At 66.2% G+C, this 18,843-nt stretch carries 17 protein-coding genes; 5 read left to right on the top strand and 12 right to left on the bottom strand.

The window, feature by feature from the left end; all coding sequences use genetic code 11:
- Nucleotides 1-281: 281 nt before the first annotated feature.
- From ribD to GQ56_RS0135810, 3 genes are all read right to left on the bottom strand, one after another.
- Nucleotides 282-1,403 (bottom strand): bifunctional diaminohydroxyphosphoribosylaminopyrimidine deaminase/5-amino-6-(5-phosphoribosylamino)uracil reductase RibD, encoded by a 1,122-nt coding sequence (gene ribD / locus GQ56_RS0135820; RefSeq protein WP_031403222.1) that lies wholly within the window; start codon nucleotides 1,401-1,403, stop codon nucleotides 282-284.
- Between the two features lie 15 nt (nucleotides 1,404-1,418).
- Complete coding sequence (gene hemL, locus GQ56_RS0135815; RefSeq protein ID WP_031403221.1) at nucleotides 1,419-2,702, bottom strand: glutamate-1-semialdehyde 2,1-aminomutase; 1,284 nt, start codon at nucleotides 2,700-2,702, stop codon at nucleotides 1,419-1,421.
- Between the two features lie 176 nt (nucleotides 2,703-2,878).
- On the bottom strand, nucleotides 2,879-3,343 hold the full coding sequence (locus tag GQ56_RS0135810) for a hypothetical protein (protein ID WP_031403220.1): 465 nt from the start codon (nucleotides 3,341-3,343) through the stop codon (nucleotides 2,879-2,881).
- A 251-nt stretch (nucleotides 3,344-3,594) separates the two neighbouring features.
- On the opposite strand from GQ56_RS0135810, the gene GQ56_RS0135805 reads away from it, so the two are divergent.
- A complete protein-coding gene (locus GQ56_RS0135805) occupies nucleotides 3,595-4,812 on the top strand; it encodes a Bcr/CflA family multidrug efflux MFS transporter (RefSeq protein ID WP_031403219.1) in 1,218 nt (405 codons plus the stop codon).
- A gap of 174 nt (nucleotides 4,813-4,986) precedes the next feature.
- Here the strand turns inward: GQ56_RS0135805 and GQ56_RS0135800 are convergent, their stop codons facing one another.
- From GQ56_RS0135800 to zwf, 4 genes are all read right to left on the bottom strand, one after another.
- Nucleotides 4,987-5,448, bottom strand: a complete 462-nt coding sequence (locus tag GQ56_RS0135800; protein WP_235212821.1) for a type VI secretion system amidase immunity protein Tai4 — start codon at nucleotides 5,446-5,448, stop codon at nucleotides 4,987-4,989.
- 272 nt (nucleotides 5,449-5,720) lie between these two features.
- Nucleotides 5,721-7,649: a bifunctional transcriptional regulator/glucokinase gene (locus tag GQ56_RS0135790; RefSeq protein WP_031403217.1), complete on the bottom strand. Its 1,929-nt coding sequence runs from the start codon at nucleotides 7,647-7,649 to the stop codon at nucleotides 5,721-5,723.
- Entirely contained in the window at nucleotides 7,627-8,307 is a 681-nt protein-coding gene (pgl, locus tag GQ56_RS0135785; RefSeq protein ID WP_031403216.1) for a 6-phosphogluconolactonase, read from the bottom strand. The genes GQ56_RS0135790 and pgl overlap by 23 nt, the downstream gene beginning before the upstream one ends.
- Before the next feature lie 88 nt (nucleotides 8,308-8,395).
- Nucleotides 8,396-9,865, bottom strand: coding sequence for a glucose-6-phosphate dehydrogenase (gene zwf, locus GQ56_RS0135780; protein WP_031403215.1), 1,470 nt, complete (start codon nucleotides 9,863-9,865; stop codon nucleotides 8,396-8,398).
- A 428-nt stretch (nucleotides 9,866-10,293) separates the two neighbouring features.
- Between zwf and GQ56_RS0135775 the strand changes: the two genes are divergently transcribed.
- The 4 genes from GQ56_RS0135775 to GQ56_RS0135760 all read left to right on the top strand — a co-directional run bounded on the left by GQ56_RS0135775 (nucleotide 10,294) and on the right by GQ56_RS0135760 (nucleotide 14,696).
- Nucleotides 10,294-11,541 (top strand): ABC transporter substrate-binding protein, encoded by a 1,248-nt coding sequence (locus tag GQ56_RS0135775; RefSeq protein WP_031403214.1) that lies wholly within the window; start codon nucleotides 10,294-10,296, stop codon nucleotides 11,539-11,541.
- 138 nt (nucleotides 11,542-11,679) lie between these two features.
- Entirely contained in the window at nucleotides 11,680-12,618 is a 939-nt protein-coding gene (locus GQ56_RS0135770) for a carbohydrate ABC transporter permease (protein ID WP_031403213.1), read from the top strand.
- Nucleotides 12,608-13,465, top strand: a complete 858-nt coding sequence (locus GQ56_RS0135765; protein WP_031403212.1) for a carbohydrate ABC transporter permease — start codon at nucleotides 12,608-12,610, stop codon at nucleotides 13,463-13,465. The genes GQ56_RS0135770 and GQ56_RS0135765 overlap by 11 nt, the downstream gene beginning before the upstream one ends.
- 112 nt (nucleotides 13,466-13,577) lie before the next feature.
- Complete coding sequence (locus GQ56_RS0135760; protein ID WP_031403211.1) at nucleotides 13,578-14,696, top strand: ABC transporter ATP-binding protein; 1,119 nt, start codon at nucleotides 13,578-13,580, stop codon at nucleotides 14,694-14,696.
- 251 nt (nucleotides 14,697-14,947) lie between these two features.
- On the opposite strand, the gene GQ56_RS45120 is transcribed toward GQ56_RS0135760, so the two are convergent.
- From GQ56_RS45120 to trxB, 5 genes are all read right to left on the bottom strand, one after another.
- Nucleotides 14,948-15,559, bottom strand: coding sequence for a hypothetical protein (locus GQ56_RS45120; RefSeq protein WP_152601956.1), 612 nt, complete (start codon nucleotides 15,557-15,559; stop codon nucleotides 14,948-14,950).
- A 141-nt stretch (nucleotides 15,560-15,700) separates the two neighbouring features.
- Nucleotides 15,701-15,871, bottom strand: coding sequence for a hypothetical protein (locus GQ56_RS45725; RefSeq protein WP_161788600.1), 171 nt, complete (start codon nucleotides 15,869-15,871; stop codon nucleotides 15,701-15,703).
- Between the two features lie 288 nt (nucleotides 15,872-16,159).
- On the bottom strand, nucleotides 16,160-16,783 hold the full coding sequence (locus GQ56_RS0135750; RefSeq protein WP_031403210.1) for a trimeric intracellular cation channel family protein: 624 nt from the start codon (nucleotides 16,781-16,783) through the stop codon (nucleotides 16,160-16,162).
- Entirely contained in the window at nucleotides 16,770-17,549 is a 780-nt protein-coding gene (locus GQ56_RS0135745; protein ID WP_031403209.1) for a Smr/MutS family protein, read from the bottom strand. The genes GQ56_RS0135750 and GQ56_RS0135745 overlap by 14 nt, the downstream gene beginning before the upstream one ends.
- A 136-nt stretch (nucleotides 17,550-17,685) precedes the next feature.
- Nucleotides 17,686-18,648, bottom strand: coding sequence for a thioredoxin-disulfide reductase (gene trxB, locus GQ56_RS0135740; RefSeq protein ID WP_031403208.1), 963 nt, complete (start codon nucleotides 18,646-18,648; stop codon nucleotides 17,686-17,688).
- Nucleotides 18,649-18,843: the final 195 nt, after the last annotated feature.

Here is an 18,843-nt window from a genome sequence, read left to right as displayed (position 1 = left end):
GGGGGCCGGTGCCGGGATCTGATCGAACCGGGCGGATTCGAGGAGTCGGCGGCGCGGAGCGCCGTCGAAGGCCGGACGACCTCGTCGACGGATGGCCGGCGGTGGACGCCGGCAGGCGTCTTTCCACATACCGGCGATCATGCCGACCTGAAGAATGACCTGGTCGCCGGCCTGCAGGTGGCGCAGCATCGCGGCCTCGACCGCATGCGGAATCGGGAGGGGTGGGCATTCGCAGCCGTCCGCGTGGCCGTCGACCACGTGGACGGTCACGACAATCCCGTTCAGCGCGCGGCGTCGGCTGGCGTGAAGCGCGCCAGGATCCGCAGATCGTCGCCGATCCGCTCGAACCCGTGGAACGCGAGCCGCGTGCGTGCATCGAGGCTCGCCGGCGCGGCGAGGTCGAACATGCCGGCCGCGTCGGCGCCCAGCAGGCTCGGCGCGAGGTAGACGAGCAGCTCGTCGACGCACCGTTCGCGCAGCAGCGAACCGTTCAGCTTGTGGCCGGCCTCGACGTGCAGCTCGTTCACGCCGCGCGCACCGAGTGCCGCCAGCATCGCGGGCAGGTCGACCTTGCCGTGCGCATTCGCGAGCGGCACGATTTCCGCGCCGCGCGCCCGCAGCACGTTCGCGCGCACTTCGCCGGCGGCATCGAGCCGGCCGCAGAAGATCAGCAGCGGCGCGCCTTCGAGCAGCCGCGCGTCGAGCGGCAGGTCGAGGCGGCTGTCGATCAGCACGCGCTGCGGCTGGCGCGGCGTGTCGATGCCGCGCACGGTCAGCAGCGGGTTGTCCTCGCGCACGGTGCCGATGCCGGTCAGGATCGCGCATGCGCGCGCGCGCCACGCGTGCCCGTCGAGACGCGCGGCCTCGCCGGTGATCCACTGGCTCTCGCCGGACGGCAGCGCGGTGCGGCCGTCGAGCGACGCGGCGGTCTTCATCCGCACCCACGGGCGGCCGCGCGTCATTCGCGACACGAAGCCGATGTTCAGCTCGCCGGCTTCATGCGCGAGCAGCCCGCAGCGCACGTCGATGCCCGCGTCGCGCAGCATCCCGAGGCCGCGCCCCGACACCTGCGGGTTCGGGTCTTCCATCGCCGCGACGACCTTCGCGACGCGCGCGTCGATCAGCGCGTTGGCGCACGGCGGCGTGCGGCCGAAGTGGCTGCACGGCTCCAGCGTCACGTAGACGGTCGAGCCCGCGACGTCGTAGCCGCGCGCGCGCGCGTCCTTCAACGCCTGCACTTCCGCGTGGTCCTGGCCGGCCGGCTGCGTGAAGCCTTCGCCGATCACGTCGCCGTCCTTGACGATCACGCAGCCGACGCGCGGATTCGGCGCCGTCGTGTACATGCCGCGCGCCGCGAGCGCGAGCGCGCGCTGCATGTGGGCGAAATCGATGTCCGAGAACATGCGCGCAGGCCCGGGTCAGGCGGCGAGTGCCGCGAAGGCGCGGCGCGCGGCCGCGAGCGTCGCGTCGATCACCGCATCGTCGTGCGTGCTCGACACGAAGCCGGCTTCGTACGCGGACGGCGCGAAGTACACGCCCTCGTCGAGCATCAGGTGGAAGAAGCGGTTGAAGCGCCCGGTGTCGCTCTGCGTGACTTCGGCGAAGCTCGCCGGCACGCGCTCGGCGAAGTAGAGGCCGAACATCGCGCCGATCGAATCGGCCGCGAACGGCACGCCGGCGGCGCGCGCTTCGGCCGCGAGGCCGTCGGCGAGGCGCTTGGTCTGCGCGGTGAGCGCGTCGTAGAAGCCGGGCGCCTGGATCAGTTGCAGCGTCTTCAGGCCCGCGGCGACCGCGATCGGGTTGCCCGACAGCGTGCCGGCCTGATAGACGCCGCCGAGCGGCGCCAGATGGGCCATGATGTCGCGCCGTCCGCCGAACGCGGCGGCCGGCATCCCGCCGCCGATCACCTTGCCGAGGCAGGTGAGGTCGGCCGCGATCCCGTAGTACGCCTGCGCGCCGCCGAGCGCGACGCGGAAACCGCACATCACCTCGTCGAAGATCAGCACGGCGCCGTGCTTCGTGCACAGCGCGCGCAGTGCGTTCAGGAATTCGGGCGTGCCGCGCACGAGGTTCATGTTGCCGGCGACCGGCTCGACGATCACGGCGGCGATCTCGTCGCCGAACGCGCCGAACGCTTCCTCGAGCGCGGCGACGTTGTTGTATTCGAGGACGGTCGTGTGCTTCGCGATGTCCGCCGGGACGCCGGCCGACGTCGGGTTGCCGAAGGTCAGCAGGCCCGAGCCGGCCTTCACGAGCAGGCTGTCCGCGTGGCCGTGGTAGCAGCCCTCGAACTTGACGATGCGGCTGCGGCCCGTGAAGCCGCGCGCGAGACGCAGCGCGCTCATCGTGGCCTCGGTGCCGCTCGACACCATCCGCACCTGCTCGATCGACGGCACGAGCTTGCAGATCTCTTCGGCGATCTCGATCTCGGCTTCGGTCGGCGCACCGAACGAGAAGCCGTCGGCGAGCACGTTCTGCACGGCCGACAGGACTTCCGGATGGACGTGGCCGACGATCATCGGGCCCCACGAGCCGATGTAGTCGATGTACTGCTTGCCGTCGGCATCCCAGAAATACGGGCCTTGCGCGCGCGCGACGAAACGCGGCGTGCCGCCGACCGAACGGAATGCGCGCACCGGCGAGTTGACGCCGCCGGGAATGGTCTTCTGGGCGCGTTCGAAGAGGATCTGATTGTTGGACATGGACGAAACCTGCGAGAGAAGGGCGCGGGGGGCCTGTGCACGGGCCGCGGCGCCTGGGCGGAACGATCCGTCCGATTGTACCGGAGACGCGCGCGGCGGGCCCGCGGCCGGGTCTGCGGCCTTTCGGCGCGCGAGGGGCTGCGGACCGAAAGGGGGGGCGAGGCAATCAGGCCCCGTTATCGATCGGGCAGGGGCGGCGGCTTGCGCTTGCCGGTCAGCTCGGCCCAGCGCTTCTCGAGCGGGCCTTCGACCATCGGCTTGATCGCCGTGCCGGAGCTCTGCGCATCCCAGGTCTGCACCGAGTAGGGATGCACGCGAAGCGCGTCGCGCGTGATCACGACGTCCTGGTGCGCGTCGACCAGCCAGTCGTACACGAAGTCGATGCACAGCCGGTAGCCGCGTTTCGTCGACGGATCGGGTACCTCGTACGGTGCGCGCGTCACGTAGCCGGAGCCGAACACGCCCTTGGGCGCTTGCGCGACGCGGTGCAGGAACACGCGGTCGCCCGGCAGGATGCCGCGCGCGAAGCCGCAGCCCCACACGTCATGTACGGCCTCGCCGGCCTTCACGCGCGCGGCGACGTCGGGCAGTTCGGGCCAGGGCCATTTCTTTGGGCTCCAGATCAGCAGGAAAGCGGTCATCGGTGGGACGTGCGTCGAATGGATCGGACAAAAGAGGCGTGGAGCCGCAAGCTTAATCGAATCCGCGTGCACGCTCCCGCGCGGCAAGCGCCGCGCCGGTCGGCGCTTGCCGGCCGTGCGCCGCGGCACGGCCGGGGGCATCCGAGAAAGTTGCGCGTACAATCATGGGCTGGACACGCGTCCAACGCGCGCGCCCCCCGTCTTCACCGCCACGCGCACCCCGATGCGCGCGGGCTTCATTCCGGATACCCATGTCTCACGTCGTCCGACGCCGGCCCGATGCCCGGCTGATCCTGTTGCTCGGTGCGCTCGCCGCCTGCGGGCCGATCGCCACCGACATGTACCTGCCAAGCCTGCCGTCGATCGCCGACGGCTTCTCCGTCAGCCCCGGCGCCGCGCAGCGCACGCTGACGAGCTTCATGGCCGGCTTCTCGATCGGCATGCTGCTGTACGGCCCGCTGTCCGACACATGGGGCCGCCGTCCCGTGCTGCTCGGCGGCATCGCGCTGTTTACGCTCGCGAGCATCGGCTGCTTCGTGTCGAGCTCGATCGACATGCTGATCCTCGTGCGTTTCCTGCAGGCGCTCGGCGCCGGCGCGGCGTCCGTGTTGTCGCGTGCGATCGCGCGCGACGCGCACGAGCCGACCGACGCGGCGAAGGTGCTGTCGATGGTCGCGATCGTCACCGCGGTCGGGCCGCTGCTCGCGCCGCTGATCGGCGGGCAGATCCTGCGGTTCTCGGGCTGGCGCGGCGTGTTCGTCGTGCTGGCCATGTTCGGCGCGGTCTGCGCGGTCACCGCGTACCTGCGCGTGCCGGAGACCTGGCCGAAGGAGCGGCGCAAGAGCGCGGCCGTGCTCGCGTCGTTCGCGTCGTACGGGCGCATCCTGTCCGATCCCGTCGCATGGGGCCACATGCTGTGCGGCGGGATGGCGTTCGCGTCGATGTTCTCGTACATCACCGCGACCCCGTTCGTATACATCGAGTATTTCCACGTGTCGCCGCAGTACTACGGGCTGCTGTTCGGCCTGAACGTGGTCGGCATCATGATCGGCAACTTCACGAACACGCGGCTCGTCGGCCGCATCGGCTCGCTGCGCATCATCGCGGCCGCGTCGCTCGTGAGCTGCATCGCATCCCTCGCGGTCGCGCTCGTCGCGCTGACGGGGTGGGGCGGGCTGTGGTCGATCGTCGTGTGCCTGTTCTTCGTCGTCGGCGTGGTCGGGATCCTGTCCGCGAACTGCACGACCGACCTCATGCATCGCTATCCACACAACGCGGGCGCGTCGGCGGCCGTGTTCGGCGCAATGCAGCTGGCGCTCGGCGCGATCGCGAGCGTCGCGATCGGCGCGCTTGCGGACGGCACGCCGTTCGCGATGGGCGTGACGATCGGCGTGTCGGGCGTGTTGTGTTTCGCCGGACGCTATCTCGTGCTGCGCTGGCATGGCCGGCCGGTGAAAGCCGGGGCTTGAGCGGTGCGGTAGCGTTGGCAGGCAAGGGGACAGACGGGGGCACGAATGCAGCCGGGCGACTATTTGCTACTGGTCGCCTCGCGAATGGCCGGACGCGTCGAATAGCGGTTTCGCGGTGTCGGGGGGCGCGTGTGTCGGCAATGCGAGCCATGCACCGGCTTCCACACATCCGAATCACCTGGAACGGTCTGACGAGCGATTGTCGAGTCGATAGCTGCGCTTCGGGTTGATGACAAACCGCTTGACCTGGGCATCGAGTTCCTTGCTGTGGTACAGGTCCAGGCATTTCAAAAAATCAAACCTGACGCCTTTGATTTCGGATTCGACGATCGGATTGCGGTAGTCGCGTGCAAGAAAACGACTGACCAGCGATTTGCCCGCGTCGGGATTCCGTTCCAGATCGAAGGATGTCCAGTCCATCAGTGCGCTGGCGCTGCTTCCCGCGTCCATGGCGGCAGACGGTTCATTCCGATAAGCGGTCGCGACGCACTCGGCGAGCACCATGTCCTTGTAGTTCTGAGCGTAGGCTCGGCCGTCAGCTTGCGGCGTCGACGTTGTACCGGCTGCATGGCTCGCATGTGCCGCTAACGTCAGTGCCCAAAATATCACGCACGGTAGCAGCGGATTTTGTCTCAAGGCAGACTCCATTTTTCGCGTTCAATCGGGACGGCGGCATCACGCGGAGTGGAGGAGGTTACTGAGCCTGCGCGACTGCCGACAATTGGATTTGTTCGAAAATAAGTCCGCGTACGAACGTACGACATCACGCGGCGACATCGGCAAAACGATCGTCGACGATTGCCGGGGCGGTGTGGTTCGGATCGGTGCCGCTCATGTGAAACACCCCGAACGCCGGGCCTGAATCCAGCGTTCGGGGTGTCGTGAATCGACGGTGTTTCGCCGAAGCGTCAATCCCGCGCGACGTCCTTCGCCGCCGGCGACGCACCGTGGCTGAGCCAGTCGAGCACGTCGGCCGTTTCGTCGTCGTTCGCGCGTGCCTTCGCCTGCGCGACGGCCTCGGGCAGCTCGCCGTTGGTCGACGCGCGGCGGATCGCGACACCCACCGCGAGGATGTCGATCATCAGCAGATGCAGGATCCGCGAGATCATCGACAACTGCGATTCGCGCATCTCGATGTGGTCGGTCTCGAGCGCGACGGTCGCGCGCTTCGCGAGCGGCGTGTTGCTCGACGTGATCGCGATCACCTTCGCGCCGGCCTGCATCGCGACGTCGAGCACGCGCAGCAGCTCGGGCGCGCGCCCCGACTTCGACACCGCGACGATCACGTCGCCCTTGCCGAGCAGCGCGGCCGACGCGGCCTGCATGTACAGGTCGCCGTATGCGATCGTCGGGATTCCGAAGCGGAAGAACTTGTAATGCGCGTCCTGCGCGACGATGTTCGAATTGCCGAGCCCGTAGAACTCGATGCGGCGCGCACCGTTCAGGATCTCGATCGCGTTCTCGACATGCTCGAAGTTCAGGTGCTCGCGCAACTGCAGGATCGCCGACACCGTGTTGTCGAGCACCTTCGCGCCGAAGTCGGTGGCCGTATCGCCGAGATGCACCTGGCTGTGGCTCATCGGGATCGTGCCGGTGAGGCCGGTGGCAAGCTTCAGCTTGAAGTCGGACAGCCCCTGGCAGCCCAGCGAGCGGCAGAAGCGGATCACCGTCGGCTGGCTCACGTCGGCCTTGCGGGCGATGTCGACGATCGGATCGTTGATGATCGAGCGCGGGTGGTTCAGCGCGAGATCGGCGACGCGGCGCTCGGCCGGCGTCAGCGCGTCGCGCATCTGGCGGATCCGTTCGAACACGGCCGACGACGCGCCGCCCGAGCGGTTCGACAATTGCTCCGCGAGAATGGCCGACACGCCGAGGAACGCCGGATACTCGGCGGTGATCAGGTAGGTCGGGATGTTCTCGAGATACTGCGTGAAGCGGCCCTTCGCCTCGAAGCGCGCACGGAACGACGAGCGCGTGAACAGTTCGCCGAGCTTCAGCGCGACGCCGCCGCCGATGTACACGCCGCCGAGCGCGCCGAGCGTCAGCGCGACGCTGCCCGCGAACGCGCCGAGAATCCCGCAGAAAACTTCGACCGTCTCGAGCGCGAGCGCGTCGCCCGCATGCGCGCGCTCGACGATCTCGACCGTGTCGACGGTCGTGGCGACGCGCTTCTTGTCGCGCGCGGCGAGCGCGCGATAGATGATCTCCATGCCGGGGCCCGCGCACACGCGCTCGAACGACACGTGCGGAAACTTCTTGCGCGCGTACTGCAGCACCAGGTCCTCGCGCTCGTCCTGCGGCGCGAACGACGCGTGGCCGCCTTCGCTGCCGAGCGCGATCCAGCGGTCGTCGGCCGGAATCAGCCCCGACACGCCGAGCCCGGTGCCCGGCCCGAGCAGCCCGATCACGCTGTTCTGGCGGCGCGTGCCGCCGCCGATCTGCACGCGCTGCGCGTCGGTCAGGCCCGGCAGCGCCATCGCGAGCGCGGTGAAATCGTTGACGACGAGCAGCGTGTCGAAGCCGAGCGCGCGGCGCGTCGCCTCGATCGAGAAGCTCCAGTCGTGGTTGGTCATCGTGACCTGGTCGCCGTCGACCGGGTTGGCGATCGCGATCGCCGCGTGATTCACGCGGCTGATCTTCACGTCCTTCAGGTATTTGCGGATCGCGTCGGTGAGCGTCGGGTAGTCGGCGCCGGGATACACGCGGATCTGCGTGATGTCGCCCGGGCCGGTTTCCAGCGCGAAGCGCGCGTTGGTGCCGCCGACGTCCGCGAGCAGGCGGGGGCCGTCGGCATGCTGGCCCGCGACGGCCGCCTTACTTTGCGCACCAGTAGACATCGAGCTGGGTCCCCTTGTCGTTGGCCAGTTGGGAAATCGCGTTCTTCTGCAGCGATGCGGCCGCGGCGTCGAGCACCGCGCGCTTGCGTTCGCCCGCGATCAGCAGGAACAGCCGGTCGACGCGTTTGAGCGCATCGAGCGAGAAGCTCACGCGCGCATGCGGCGCGGCGCCGGGATGCACGGCGACGAAACGTTCGCGCGTCGCGATCGCGTGATCCCATTCGGGCGCATCGGCGAAGATCGACGCGGTATGGCCGTCCTCGCCCATGCCGAGCACCGCGACGCTCGGCACGCGGTAGTCGGCGTTCGCGTTCAGCGCGGCGACGTGCGCGTCGAGCGCACTGCGCGTGTCGACGAGCGGCAGGAAGCGGGCGGGGGCCGCCGCGTGCTGCAGCAGCGTGTCGCGCACGAGGTGCGCGTTGCTGGCCGTGTCGTCCTCCGGCACCCAGCGGTCGTCGACCAGCGTCACGTCGACGCCGGCCCAGTCGAGCGCCGCATGCGACAGCGTTTGCAGGAACGGGCGCGGGCTGGTGCCGCCGGACACCGCGAGCGTCGGGCGCGCGGGGCCGGCGAGCGCGGCGCGCAGCGCATCGCCGACGGCGCGCGCGAGCGCGTCGCTTTGCGCTTCCTGGGTGTCGAAAGCGTGGATCTCGATCACATCTCCTCCGGACTGCTTTGTCTGTTCAAATCGTACGAATCGTGGGGCACGTTGCCGGACGCGGTGGCACGCACGGCAACGGTTTGCATCAGTTTTCTTCCTCGAGCCAGCAGGTGTCGTGCTGCGCGAGCATCGCGCTCGCCGCGGCCGGCCCCCACGTGCCCGCCGCGTACGGCTTCGGCGGCTTCAGCGTGCGTGCCCATTCGTTCAGGATAGGCTCAACCCAGCGCCATGCGGCTTCCTGTTCGTCGCGGCGCACGAACAGCGCGAGCCGCCCGTTGATCACGTCGAGCAGCAGGCGCTGGTACGCCTCCATCTGTCCTTCCTTGAAGAACTGGTCGAATGCGAGGTCGAGATGCACGCTCGCGAGGTTCATGCCTTCACCCGGCTGCTTCGCGAGGCAGTACAGGCGGATCGTCTCGTTCGGCTGCAGCCGGATCACGAGGCGGTTCGAACCGGGCCGCAGCGCGGTCGGGCCGAGCGCCGAGTGCGGCACCGGGCGGAAATTGACGACGATTTCCGCGACGCGGTCTGCAAGACGTTTGCCGGTGCGCAGGAAGAACGGCACGCCGGCCCAGCGCCAGTTCTCGATCTCGACCTTCAGCGCGACGAAGGTTTCGGTCTGGCTGTCCGGCTTGACGCCCGGCTCGGTCGCGTAGGCCGGCACCTGCGCGCCCTTGATCACGCCCGCATGATACTGGCCGCGCACGGCCACCTTGCCGATGTCGCGCGGATCGACCGGCTTCAGCGCACGCAGCACGCGCAGTTTCTCGTCGCGCACCGAGTCGGAATCCATCGAGTGCGGCGGCTCCATTGCGACGATCGACAGCAGTTGCAACAGGTGGTTCTGCACCATGTCGCGCAGCGCGCCCGTATTGTCGTAGAAATCGCCGCGCGCCTCGACGCCGAGTTCCTCGGCGATCGTGATCTGGATGCTCTCGACCCATTCGCGGCGCCACAGCGGCTCGAACAGCGCATTGCCGAAGCGCAGCGCGAGCAGGTTCTGCACCGGCTCTTTGCCGAGATAGTGGTCGATCCGGTAGATCTGGCCTTCCGCGAAGATCTCGCCGACCGCGTCGTTGATCGCATTCGACGAGCGCAGGTCGTAGCCGAGCGGCTTCTCGAGCACGATGCGCGAGCCCTCGTTCAGGCCCACCGACGCGAGCGCCTTGCAGATCGGCACGAACAGCGACGGGCCCGTCGCCAGGTAGAACACGCGGATGCCGGGCAGCGATGCGATCGCGTCGCGCAGCACCACGTAGTCTTCCGCGCGGCCGAGGTCGAGCTGCACGTAGTCGATGCGCTCGAGGAAGGACTGCCACGCGGTTTCGTCGAACGCCTTGCCGGCCGCCTTGCTCGCGTGCGGCTTCACATGCGTGTCCACCCATTCGAGATAGGCGGCGCGATCCGATTCGTGGCGTGCGACGGCGACGATCCGGCCGCTCTCCGCCAGCATGTTCGCGCGATGCGCTTCGAACAGTGCGGGCAGGATCTTGCGCATCGACAGATCGCCGGTGCCGCCGAAAAGTACGAAGGTAAAGCTGGAATCGGTATGCATGTGTCTCCGCCGGGTTGGGGTGCTGGGAAGCGATCCGTAGTGCGATAAAAATATTTTTGACACTGAATTGTAGTTTAACTACAATCCGCCGCAAGGGGTAGCACCTGGGTGAAGAAAAAAAGAAGTGCGGTCGATGAGCTGCGCGAGCTTCGCCTTGGGAGCGCCTTGTGCCGAATGTTATCGGACATTGATGGCGCGCATCGTCCGCGCGCCGTCGGCCCCGGGCTCGCGCCGCATCATCGCGGCGGGCCAGAAACACAAAGAGGAGACACGCCGTTGAATCTCGATTCACGCTTTCTGTAAGAGCCCGGCCGGTCATCGGCCCGTACGCTGCATGCGTCCCGCGGCTCGATTTCCCCGTCGTTATCAAGAAGCCGGTTCCCGGTCAGGGAACCTCACGAGTTGATTCAGTCTGGAGGAGATAAGTAATGAAAGTTCGCTCGATCATGGGTGCGCTCTGCGCGGCAGGTCTGATGGCTGGCGCCGTGGCGGCGCAGGCAGCCGAGAACGTAACGGTGCTGCACTGGTGGACCTCGGGCGGCGAGTCGAAGGCCGTCGGCGTGCTGAAGGACGACCTGCAGAAGCAGGGCTACGTGTGGAAGGACTTCGCGGTCGCGGGCGGCGCGGGCGCAGCGGCAATGACCGCGCTGAAGACCAAGGTGATCAGCGGCGACGCACCGTCGGCCGCGCAGATCAAGGGCCCGCTGATCCAGGACTGGGCCGACCAGGGCGTGCTCGTCAACGTCGATTCCGCTGCCGGCGACTGGAAGCAGAACCTGCCGCCGGAAATCGACAAGATCATCAAGTACAAGGGCCACACCGTCGCGGCGCCGTTCTCGGTGCACCGCGTGAACTGGCTGTACATCAACAAGGCCGCGCTCGACAAGGTCGGCGCGAAGGTGCCGACCACCTGGCCCGAATTCTTCGCGGTGGCCGACAAGCTGAAGGCCGCGGGCATCCAGCCGGTCGCGATGGGCGGCCAGCCGTGGCAGGACCTGACGCTGTGGGAAGACGTCGTGCTGTCGCAAGGCCCGGCGTTCTACCGGAAGGCGCTGGTCGACCTCGACCAGGCGACGCTGACGTCGCCGCAGATGCTGTCCGTGTTCGATACGGTGCGCAAGATCCAGGGTTACTTCGATACCGGCCGCAACGGCCGCGACTGGAACCTGGCGACCGCGATGGTGATCAACGGCAAGGCCGGCATGCAGTTCATGGGCGACTGGGCGAAGGGCGAGTTCGAGAACGCGGGCAAGAAGTCGGGCAAGGACTACATCTGCGCGCCGGTGCCGGGTACGGCGAACTCGTACACGTTCAACGTCGATTCGTTCGTGTTCTTCCAGCAGAAGGGCGAGAAGGCCGCGACGCCGGGCCAACTCGCGCTCGCGAAGACGATCATGACGCCGGACTTCCAGGAGCAGTTCAGCCTGCTGAAGGGTTCGGTGCCGGTTCGCCTCGGCGTGAAGATGGACAAGTTCGACGATTGCGCGAAGAAGTCGTATGCCGACGAGCAGACCGCGATCAAGTCGGGCGGCTTCGTGCCGTCGCTCGCGCACGGGATGGCGCAGAGCGATGCGACCGCCGGCGCGATCACCGACGTCGTGACGAAGTTCATGAACTCGCAGCAGGATTCGAAGAGCGCGGTCGCCGCGCTCGCGAAGGCCGCGAAGGTCAAGTAACGCGCGACAGGCGCCCGGCCGGAAACGCGAACTCGGCCGGGCGTTTTTGCAAGTGCAGCAAACGGGCTCGCCCGCGGGCCCGTGCCGTACCTGGCGCCGGCCCGGCCTGCGTCGCCCTCGTTCCAGGAGTCGAATCAAGTGGCTGCCCCTCTTAGCGGAAACGGATCCGGCGCTGCCGCCGCACGGCGTACGTCGCCGATGTCGGCCTTCGCCGATCGCTGGATCCCGAAGCTCGTGCTTGCGCCGAGCGTCGCGATCGCCGTGGTGTTCATCTACGGCTTCATCCTGATTACCGGCTATCTGTCGCTGACCAATTCGCGACTGTTGCCGAACTACGAATTCGACGGCTTCGGCCGTTACACGGATCTGTTCCAGAACGACGTGTGGTGGACCTCCGCCGCGAACCTCGCGTGGTTCGGGATTCCGTTCATCGTGGTCTGCGTCGCGCTCGGGCTGTTCCTCGCGATCCTGCTCGACCAGCGGATCCGCAACGAAGGCGCGCTGCGCGCGATCTTCCTGTACCCGATGGCGCTGTCGTTCATCGTCACGGGCACCGCGTGGCAGTGGATCCTGAACCCGGGCCTCGGCCTCGAGAAGGTGATGCACGACTGGGGGTGGACGAGCTTCTCGTTCGGCTGGCTCGACGATCCGGACAAGGCGATCTTCTGCGTGGTGATCGCGGCCGTGTGGCAATCGACCGGCTTCGTGATGGCGCTGTTCCTCGCCGGGCTGCGCGGCGTCGACGCCGAGATCTTCAAGGCCGCGCAGGTCGACGGCGCGACGCTGCCGACCATCTACCGCAAGATCGTGATCCCGAGCATGCGCCCGGTGTTCTTCTCGGTGCTGCTGATCCTCTGCCACATCACGATCAAGACCTTCGACCTCGTCGTCGCGCTGACGGCGGGCGGCCCCGGCACCTCGTCGTCGCTGCCGGCCATGTTCATGTACACGTTTTCGTTCAACCGCGGCCAGCTCGGGCTCGGCGCGGCGTCCTCGGTGATGATGCTCGCGACCGTCGTCGCGGTGCTGGTGCCGCTGATGTATATGGAATCGAGGAGCACCCGCAATGCAGCCTAAGATGACGATCAGCCGGGCAGTGATCTATGCGGCACTGATCCTGTTCGCGCTGTATTTCCTGTTCCCGATCTACGTGATGCTGTCGACGTCGTTCAAGGATCTCGACCAGCTGCGCACCGGCAACCTGCTGACGCCGCCCACCACCTGGACCATCGACCCGTGGGTGAAGGCGTGGAGCGGCGCGTGCACCGGCGTGCGCTGCGACGGCATGAAGCCGTTCTTCCTGAACTCGCTGGAGATGGTGATTCCGGCCGTGCTGATCTCGTCGCTGATCGGCGCGTTCAACGGCTACGTGCTCACGCACTGGCGCTTTCGCGGCGCGGACGCGCTGTTCACGATGATGCTGGTCGGCTGCTTCATCCCGTTCCAGGTGATCCTGCTGCCGATGGCGCGCCTGCAGGGGATGCTCGGCCTCGCCAACACGATTCCGGGCCTCGTGTTCGTGCACGTCGTGTACGGGATCGCGTTCACGACGATGTTCTTCCGCAACTTCTACGTGAGCGTGCCGGCCGAACTCGTGAAGGCCGCGCGCATCGACGGCGCGGGCTTCTTCACGATCTTCACGAAGATCCTGCTGCCGGTGTCGCTGCCGATCTTCATGGTGTGCCTGATCTGGCAGTTCACGCAGATCTGGAACGACTTCCTGTTCGGGATCGTGTTCTCCGGCGTCGATTCGATGCCGATCACGGTTGCGCTGAACAACCTCGTCAACACGTCGACGGGCGTGAAGGAGTACAACGTCGACATGGCCGGCGCGATCATCGCCGCGCTGCCGACGCTGCTCGTCTACATCGTCGCCGGCCGCTACTTCGTGCGCGGGCTGACGGCGGGCGCGGTGAAGGGGTAAGCGCGGTTTCATCCGATACGACGAACCGGCCGCGCATCGCGCGCGGCGCATCGAAACGAACCCGACGCGGCGCCGCAGTGCGCCGCGCGAGACGAGACAGAGGATTCACAGCATGGCAAGCCTTTCCATCCGTGACGTGTACAAGACCTACCCGAACGGGGTGCCGGTCCTGAAGGGTGTCGACATCGAGATCGAGGACGGACAGTTCCTGATCCTGGTCGGCGGGTCGGGCTGCGGGAAATCGACGCTGCTCAACATGATCGCCGGGCTCGAAACGGTCACGAGCGGCGAGATCTGCATCGACGGCAAGGTCGTCAACGACCTGTCGCCGAAGGATCGCGACATCGCGATGGTGTTCCAGTCGTACGCGCTGTATCCGTCGATGACGGTGCGCGAGAACATCTCGTTCGGCCTGAACATCCGCAAGGTGCCGAAGAGCGAGCAGCAGCAGATCGTCGACCGCGTGTCGCAGATGCTGCAGATCCAGCACCTGCTCGACCGCAAGCCGGGCCAGCTGTCCGGCGGCCAGCGCCAGCGTGTCGCGATGGGCCGCGCGCTCGCGCGCGATCCGTCGCTGTTCCTGTTCGACGAGCCGCTGTCGAACCTCGACGCGAAGCTGCGCATCGAGATGCGCGCGGAAATCAAGCTGCTGCACCAGCGCCTCGGCACGACGATCGTCTACGTGACGCACGACCAGATCGAGGCGATGACGCTCGGCGACCGGATCGCGGTGATGAAGGACGGCGTGGTTCAGCAGTTCGGCGCGCCGCAGGAGATCTACGATTCGCCGTCGAACCTGTTCGTCGCGGGCTTCATCGGCGCGCCGCCGATGAACTTCATCAACGGCAAGCTGGTCGAGCAGGGCAGCGGGATCGCGCTCGAGATCGATACGGGCCTCGCGCGCAGCGCGCTGAAGCTGCCGTTCGACGTGAAGCGGATGAACGGCCACGTCGGCCGCGAGGTGATCCTCGGCCTGCGCCCGGAGCGCATCACCGACGCGCGCAACGCGCATCATGGCGAGACGTCGAACCTGCAGCCGGTCGACGTGCGCGTCGACGTGACCGAGCCGACCGGGCCGGACACGCACGTGTTCGCCCAGGTGAACGGCAAGCGGATCGTGAGCCGCGTGCATCCGGCCGCGAACCCGCAGCCGGGGCAGACGCAGTCGCTGCTGTTCGACGTGTCGAAGGCCGTGCTGTTCGATCCGGCGTCGGAAGAGCGGATCGCGTGACGTCGCACGTCGCGCCGAGAACGCAAAGGGCCGTCATATTTCTGACGGCCCTTTGCGTTTTCGGCGGGCGATGCCGGTACTCACCGCCGATACGCGCAACTTCCGGGCGTCGGCGAACGCGCTCCGAATCTTCAAAAGTGCGAAAAAACATCTCGTTTCCCACCTTGTACCTTCCGCCGGCGTGATGAGAGAGTTTCGCGAGCTCCTCGGTCACTGGGAAAAAAATATCGTCACGAGTTGATGAAACGACGTCAATCGACCTGACGAAAGCGACGGTTGGATTTCAGTTTCCTACGAACCTCGGGGGCAAATATAACGGAGCCTAGAACGGAGAGCATGAGTAAGCTCAGGTAGACCGAGACAGCGGTTAGAATCGGTACGAACAGCATTCTATGTCCTGCTGAGAACAGGTTGAGTGAAAAGAAGATGGGGAACAGCACAAGGAATGGAACAAACATGGACGCAACGAAGCATTGCCGGTAGCGTTTCTTTGTGTGATCTTTCGAGGTTAGTTTTGCGCTATCGATAACGGAGTGAATTTCATTTTCGGAAGTGAATTTCAGCTCTGGAACAATCAGTCGAAGGATGAATAGGAATGGGATTGTTTTCATCGCCATTTTCGGGTGTAAGTGAATATTCTCGGGAGTGTCGAGCGGAACGAGGTCGAATGGTTGTGATCTTGAGAAATGGCTGAAATATGAAATTTTGAAATCCTTCGAGGAGGCATCGCTTCTTGCAAGAATTTCGTTTGCATCTCTCCAGGAGAAATTCGCGGTCGAAGCTGCACTCCTCATAAGAAGAGGCTTCTTTTCTTGATATTGACTCTCGAATATTAAGGGGCCAACGGAAAACTGAATGCTCACGAAGTTTCCTTCCGGGTATTTTAGTGTCGTGAAGCGTCTGCCATTTTAATGGTAGTTGCAGCCCGAGTAGTCCGTGCCAGCTGGTTCACGTCCGAATGTACCGCCGCTTGCAGAGAAACCTGCACTCGCAGCCACTCCCATTCAAAAACCGATCGCGCCGCCGACCATGCCGCCTACGGGGCCGCCGATCACGCCGCCGATGCCAAATCCTGCGACAGCACCTGCCCAGCCGGTTGCCGCACTCATGGCGATATCACCTGCCCAAGTGGCGCCAGAAACGAGATCCAGTTCCCTGATGGTCAATGCCCTCATCCGATATTTCTCCTTCAAATTTATTTGGATAGCTAACCGATAAACGTTTATTACTAAATGCTTTCGCAGTGTTGCGTAATCGACGGATGTTTGCAACCGGTTTATTTTGAGATTTCCGCCTGGAGTCGTCGCGTTGCATTTGATCTGTGAGCGGCGACATCGTGAGGGCTGTTGATACGTTCGAAGGAGCGAAACGGCATAATGTTCTCGACACCGCATTGGGGATTCGCCTTGAGCGAAGTTAAGCGGTGGACTGCCGAGGTGGGGCGCTGCGGTGGATCGAGCCGCTCAGTGCGGCAGCCGCACGTCGAACTTGAACGTCGCGAGCCGCGCGACGAGGATGAAGCCGGTCGCGAGCAGCACGCTGTACACGGAATCGAACTGCAGCCACACGAGCAGCAGGTAGAACCAGCAGCCGGCGAACGCGCAGGTCGCGTACGGCCGCGAATCGCGCAGGATCAGCGGGATGTCGTTGCACAGCACGTCGCGGATGATCCCGCCGACCACGCCCGTGATCACGCCCATCATCACCGCGATGAAGCGCGGCATCTCGGCGTCGAGCGCGATCGCCGTGCCCGAAATGCTGAAGATCCCGAGCCCGATTGCATCGGCGACGAGCAGCAGCCGCTCGGCCGACAGCCGCGACAGCATGCGGAGCACGAACGGCGCGAACAGCGCGAGCACGAAGATCGCGATCACGTAGTCGTCGTGGACGACCCAGTAGAACGGCCGGCGCTCCAACAGGATGTCGCGCAGCGTGCCGCCGCCGAACGCGGTGGCGAGCGCCACGACGAACGTGCCGACCGAATCGAGACGGTTCTTGCGCGCCTCGATGAAACCCGAGATCGCAAAGGCCAGCGTGGCGATCGCCTCCAGTATCGCGATCGCGAGCGTCAGCCTAGGATGCGGCACGCGGCCCCCGGTCGGCGGGCGTCGCGAACGGCTGCAGCAGCACCAGCACCGCGCCCGCGCCGCCGTCGTTGCCGCGCGCCTCGCAGAACGCGATCACTTCTTCCTTCTGTACGAGCCACGCGCGCACCTTGCCTTTCAGCACGGGCTCCTTGCCGATCGAGCCGAGCCCCTTGCCGTGGATCACGCGCAGGCAGCGCAGCCCTTTCTTGCCGGCTTCGCGGATGAACTCGGCGAGCGCGTCGCGCGCCTCGTCGCGTCGCATCCCGTGCAGGTCGATCTGCGCCTGCACGATCCACGCGCCGCTGCGCAGCTTGCGCACGACGTCGCGGCTGATGCCGGGGCGGTGGTAGTACAGCGAGTCGTCGCTGTCGAGCAGCGTCTCGGGATCGAATTCGTCGGACAGCGTCGCGTTCAGCACGGCTTCCTCGTCGCGCTGCGTCTGTTTCGGCACCGGGTCGGGCGGCGTGCGGCCGGCCGCCGCGCGCGGCGGTGCATTGAGCGGCTGGATCGTGCCGATCTCGTTGCGGAACAGGTTCGCGTCGGCCTCGGCCTTGCGCTCGGCCTTCGCGGTTTCGACGCGCGTGCGTTCGCGGCGCTCGGCTTCGCCTTTCAGGTTCGCGCGCAGCGCGCCGAGGCCGGCGAGGCCCTGGCCGCGCAGCGCGGCCGGATCGGGCGCGGGCGGCGGGGCGGCCGGCGCGGGGTTCGCGGGACGGGCGGCGATCTGTCGCTTCGCGGGATCGCTCGGATGGGGCTGGTTCTTCGCCATGATTCGGTACGCAGGACAGGCGCGTTCGGGCGCGCGGGCAAAAAAAAGCCGCTGCACGGCGGCAGCGGCTTTCCGGTCGAGCTCGCTTCGCGGCAGCGGACGCCATTGTAGCGCCCGGCGCGAGCGGTTTCGCGGCTTACTTCTTGTCGTGCAGGCTTTCGAGGTAGCGCTGCGCGTCGAGCGCGGCCATGCAGCCCGTGCCGGCGCTCGTGATCGCCTGGCGGTACACGTTGTCCTGCACGTCGCCCGCGGCGAACACGCCCGCGACGCTCGTCGACGTCGCGTTGCCGTGCAGGCCGCTCTTCGTCAGGATGTAGCCGTCCTTCATTTCGAGCTGACCCTGGAACAGGTCGGTGTTCGGCTTGTGGCCGATCGCGACGAACACGCCCTGTACGGCGAGGTCTTCCGTCGCGCCGCTCTTCACGTTCTTGATGCGCAGGCCCGTGACGCCCGAATCCTCGCCCGTCACCTCGTCGAGCACGTGATCCCACTTGATCACGACGGCGCCTTCCTTTTCCTTCTCCAGCAGGCGGTCGATCAGGATCGGCTCCGCGCGGAACTTGTCGCGGCGGTGGATCACCGTGACCTTCTTCGCGATGCCCGTCAGGTAGAGCGCTTCCTCGACGGCCGTGTTGCCGCCGCCGATCACCGCGACTTCCTGGCCGCGATAGAAGAAGCCGTCGCAGGTCGCGCAGGCCGACACGCCCTTGCCCATGAACGCTTCCTCGGACGGCAGGCCGAGATACTGCGCGGACGCGCCCGTCGCGATGATCAGCGAGTCGCACGTGTATTCGCCCGAGTCGCCGATCAGGCGGATCGGCTGCTCGTGCAGCTTCGCGGTATGGATGTGATCGAAGACGATTTCGGTGTTGAAGCGCTCGGCGTGCTCGAGGAAGCGCGCCATCAGCTCCGGACCCTGCACGCCTTTCGCGTCGGCCGGCCAGTTTTCGACGTCGGTCGTGGTCATCAGCTGGCCGCCCTGTGCGATGCCGGTGATCAGAACCGGGGACAGGTTGGCACGTGCCGCGTAGACGGCAGCCGTGTAGCCGGCGGGGCCGGAACCGAGAATCAGGACTTTGGCGTGTTTGGGCGTGGACATGTGCGAATCCGTAAAAGGCGGCCGTGGCGGGCAGGGTAGGGCTCGCCGTACGATCCGGGTTGACCGGGATGCCGTCATAGATGGGTATCAGACGCGCATTATAAAGGCCCCATTGCTGCATTGCCGAACGAGAGTTTCAATCGCGGCGATAGTGTCGCGTGGCGCAACGGCCACGCACGCGGGGCGGGTGGGGCT

Origin of the sequence: Burkholderia paludis (assembly GCF_000732615.1) — a bacterium.
Classification (GTDB): domain Bacteria; phylum Pseudomonadota; class Gammaproteobacteria; order Burkholderiales; family Burkholderiaceae; genus Burkholderia; species Burkholderia paludis.
Note: the sequence above shows the minus strand (reverse complement) of the source record. Positions and strands in the feature narration are given on the sequence as shown.